The following is a 4,513-nucleotide window of genomic DNA, read 5'->3' as shown; positions in this document are numbered from 1 at the left end:
ACGGCAAGTCGGCCGACACCTCGGTCACCGACTCGGCGGACACCACCACTCTGAGCCTGACAGCAACCGATTCGGTCGCTGAAGGCGGTTCGATCGTCTACACCGCCAACCTGACCAACGCGGCTGGCACGCCGGTCACCGTCACCCTGAGCAACGGCGCAGTGATCACCATCGCCGCCAACGCCACCAGCGGCTCCGTGACCGTCAAGGCACCGGCCGATGACGTTTACAAAGACGCGGGCAAAGTCGAAGCAACCATCAAGGACGCCACTGGCGGCAACTTCGAAAACCTGGTCAAGGACCCGGCCGCAGCGGTGACCAGCGTCACCGACACCCTCGACACGTCGACCGTCACGCTGACCGCCACGAGCACAGTGGCTGAAGGCGGCACCGTGGTGTACACCGCCTCGGTCGGCGCACCTGTCACCGGCTCGCCTGTGATCGTGACGCTGGCCAATGGTCAGACCATCACCATTGCGGTCGGCGCCAGCAGCGGCACCGTCAACGCCGTGGTCTCGAATGATGTGCTGAGCGGCCACGCGCCGGTGAGTAATTCGATCACTAACGTCAGTGGCGGCTACTACGAAAACCTGGTCGCCGATAAAACCCCGGTCAGCACCAGCGTGACCGACACCGTCGACACCACCACCCTGTCGCTGACTGCCACCGGCAACGTCAACGAGGGGGGGGCGATCGTTTACACCGCGAGCCTGACTAATCCGGCCGGCACTCCGGTCACCGTGACCCTGAGCAACGGTGCCGTGATCACCATTGCGGCTGGTAAAACCACTGGCACCGTGACCGTCGACGCGCCGAAAGACGACGTCTACAAAGACGCTGGCAAACTCGAAGTCACCATCAAGGACGCCGCTGGCGGCAACTTTGAGAACCTGGTCACCAGCCCGAATCCGGCCGTGACCAACGTCGCCGACACCACTAACACCACACAACTGACCCTCAGCGCTGACAAGTCTGTGCTCGAAGGTTCGCACATCACGTACACCGCGACCCTGACCAACGCCGCGCAAACCCCGGTGACCGTCAAGCTGAGCAACGGCGAGACCATCACCATCGCAGCCGGCAAGACCAGCGGTTCGGTCACCATCGCGGCGCCGAGCGACGACGTCTACAAGGATGCCGGCAAGCTCACCGTCAAGATGACGGACGCCAGCGGTGGCAACTTCGAAAAACTCGACGTCAGCAAGACGTCAGTGAGCACCACCGTCAAAGACACGGTGGACACGACGTCCCTGTCCCTGTCGGCCAGCCACACCGTGAGCGAAGGTGGCCAGATCACCTACACCGCCACCCTGAGCAACCCGACGGACACGGCGATGACCGTGAAGTTGAGCAACGGCGCAGTGATCAACATCGCCGCCGGCGCCACCACCGGTTCGGTGAACTTCGCTGCACCGGCCAATACGCCGTACATCGACGGCGGAAAAGTCCAGGCAACGATTGCCAGCCACAACGGCGGCAACTTCGAAAAAGTCGTCACCAGCTCTTCGCCGGCGGTCACCACCGTCACCGATTCGACCGACACCACCGGCCTGAGCCTGAGCGCCACCGGTTCGGTCGCCGAGGGTGGTTCGATCGTCTACACCGCGACCCTGACCAATGCCGCTGGCACTGCAATGACCGTGACGTTGAGCAACGGCGCAGTCATCAACATCGCCAAGGGCGCCACCAGCGGTTCGGTGAACTTCGCCGCCCCCAAGGATGACGTCTACAAAGACGCTGGCAAAGTCGACGCCAGCATCACCAAGACCACCGGTGGCAACTTCGAAAACCTGGTGGCCGACAAGACGCCAGCAGTCACCGACGTAACCGACACCATCAACAACAGCACCGTCTCCCTGACCGCCACGGCCAGCACGGTCGAAGGCGGCACCGTGGTTTACACCGCGTCGGTCAATGCGCCAGTGACCGGTTCGCCGGTGGTAGTGGCGTTGTCCAACGGCCAGTTCATCACCATTCCGGTCGGCGCGAGTTCGGGTAGCGTGAATTTTGTTGCACCGAACGACGCCTTGGCTGGCGGCGGTTCGCTGAGCGTGAAAATCGATGGCACCACCGGCGGCAACTACGAAAACCTGGTGGCGAATCAAACCCCGGCGGTGACTTCGGTGACCGACGTCAAAGACACCACCACCCTGAGCCTGAGCGCTTCGGATTCGGTGGCTGAGGGCGGTTCGATCGTCTACACCGCGACGTTGACCAATGCTGCCGGCACCCCGGTCACCGTGAACCTGAGCAACGGTGCCGTGATCACCATCGCGGCCGGCGCGACGGTCGGCTCCGTGACGGTCAAGGCACCAGCCGATGACGTCTACAAAGACGCCGGCAAAGTCGAAGCGACCATCAAAGACGCGACTGGCGGCAACTTCGAGAACCTGGTGCCAAGCACTGTTCCGGCAGTGACTGACGTTACCGACACCCTCGATACCTCGACCGTCAGCTTGACGGCCAACAGCAGCGTGGCGGAAGGCGGGACCGTGGTTTACACCGCGTCCGTTACCGCTCCGGTGACCGGCTCGCCGGTTGTCGTGACCTTGTCCAACGGCCAGACCATCACCATTCCGGTCGGCTCGAGCAGCGCCAGTGTGGACTTCATAACGCCAAACGACGCATTGGCGGGCGGTGGTTCTCTGAGCGTGAAAATCGACGACGCGAAGGGTGGCAACTACGAGAAGCTGGACATCGACGGCAAGTCGGCAGACACCTCGATTACTGATTCCGCAGACACCACCACCGTCAGCCTGAGCGCTACCGACTCGGTCGCGGAAGGCGGTTCGATTGTCTATACCGCGACGTTGACCAATGCTGCCGGCACCCCGGTCACCGTGAACCTGTCGAACGGTGCCGTGATCACCATCGCGGCCGGCGCGACGGTCGGCTCCGTGACCGTCAAGGCACCAGCCGATGACGTCTACAAAGATGCCGGAAAAGTCGAAGCGACCATCAAAGACGCGACTGGCGGCAACTTCGAAAACCTGGTCACCAGCCCGGGAGCGGCGGTTACTGAAGTCACTGACACGATCAATACGTCGACCGTCAGCCTGACCGCAACTTCCTCTGTCGCCGAAGGCGGCAACGTGGTCTACACCGCTTCCGTCACCGCGCCGGTCACCGGTTCGCCGGTCGTCGTGACCTTGTCCAATGGCGAAAAAATCACCATTGCGGTCGGCGAAAGTAACGCCTCGATCACCGTCAAAGCGCCGAACGATGCCTTGGTCGGCCACGAGCCGCTGACCAACGCCATCAAGGATGTGACGGGGGGCAATTACGAGAGCCTGGTCGCCGACAAGACCCCGACCTCGACCGCCATCAGTGACACCCTGGACACCACCAAAGTGACCATGACCGCCAGCGACTACGTGGTCGAGGGCGGCACCATTACGTACACCGTCAACCTCAGCAATGCCGCCGGCACCGACATGACGGTCAAACTGAGCAACGGCGAGAGCGTCTTGATCAAGGCCGGCGACAAGTCGGGCCTCATCACCGTTCCGGCGCCGAGCGATGACGTCTACAAGGACGGCAGCAAAATCACCGTTGGCATCGCCAGCACCGACGGCGGCAATTTCGAAAAACTCGACGTCAGCAAAACCACGCACACCACCACCGTCAACGACACCGTGGATACCACCACACTCAAGCTCAGTGCCGATGTGAGCACCGTCGGCGAAGGTGGTCAGATCAACTACACCGCCACGTTGAGCCATCCTGCCGACACGGCCATGACCGTGACCCTGAATAACGGTCTGGTGATCAACATCAAGGCCGGCGAGTCCAGCGGTTCGGCGCCGTACACCGTGCCAAATGACGTCTACACCGGCGCCTCGCCTGTTCGGGCAGCGATTGCAGAGAGCACGGGCGGCAACTTCGAAAAACTCGACACCGACCGCTCCGCCGTCGTCACCAAAGTGACCGACAGCGCGGACGCCACGACGTTGAGCTTGAGCGCTACTGATTCGGTCGCTGAAGGCGGTTCGATCGTCTACACCGCCAACCTGACCAACGCGGCTGGCACACCAGTCACCGTCACCCTGAGCAACGGCGCCGTGATCACCATTGCAGCCGGCGCCACCAGCGGCTCCGTGACCGTCAAGGCACCGGCCGATGACGTCTACAAAGACGCTGGTAAAGTCGAAGCGACCATCAAGGACGCCACTGGCGGCAACTTTGAGAACTTGGTTAAAGACCCAGCGGCAGCGCTAACTGATGTGACCGACACCGTCGACACCTCGACCGTCAGCCTGACCGCGACGTCCACTGTGGCTGAAGGCGGCACCGTGGTGTACACCGCGTCCGTGACTGCGCCAGTGACCGGCTCGCCGGTTGTCGTGAGCTTGTCCAACGGCCAGACCATCACCATTCCGGTCGGCTCGAGCAGCGCCAGCGTGAACTACGTTGCGCCAAACGATGCCTTGGCCGGTGGCAGCTCGCTGAGCGTCAAGATTGATGATGCCAAGGGCGGCAATTACGAGAAGCTGGACGTCGACGGCAAGTCGGC

General features: G+C 62.4%; 1 protein-coding gene. It reads left to right on the top strand.

Going from position 1 to position 4,513, the window contains the following annotated elements; genetic code table 11:
* Positions 1–4,513, top strand: a 4,513-nt coding sequence (locus FHL16_RS33590) for a beta strand repeat-containing protein (protein WP_342212513.1), incomplete at both ends; no start/stop codon positions are given.

The sequence above is a fragment of the Pseudomonas sp. FSL W5-0299 genome (assembly GCF_005930655.1).
GTDB classification, from domain to species: Bacteria; Pseudomonadota; Gammaproteobacteria; order Pseudomonadales; family Pseudomonadaceae; genus Aquipseudomonas; species Aquipseudomonas mandelii.
Note: the sequence above shows the minus strand (reverse complement) of the source record. Positions and strands in the feature narration are given on the sequence as shown.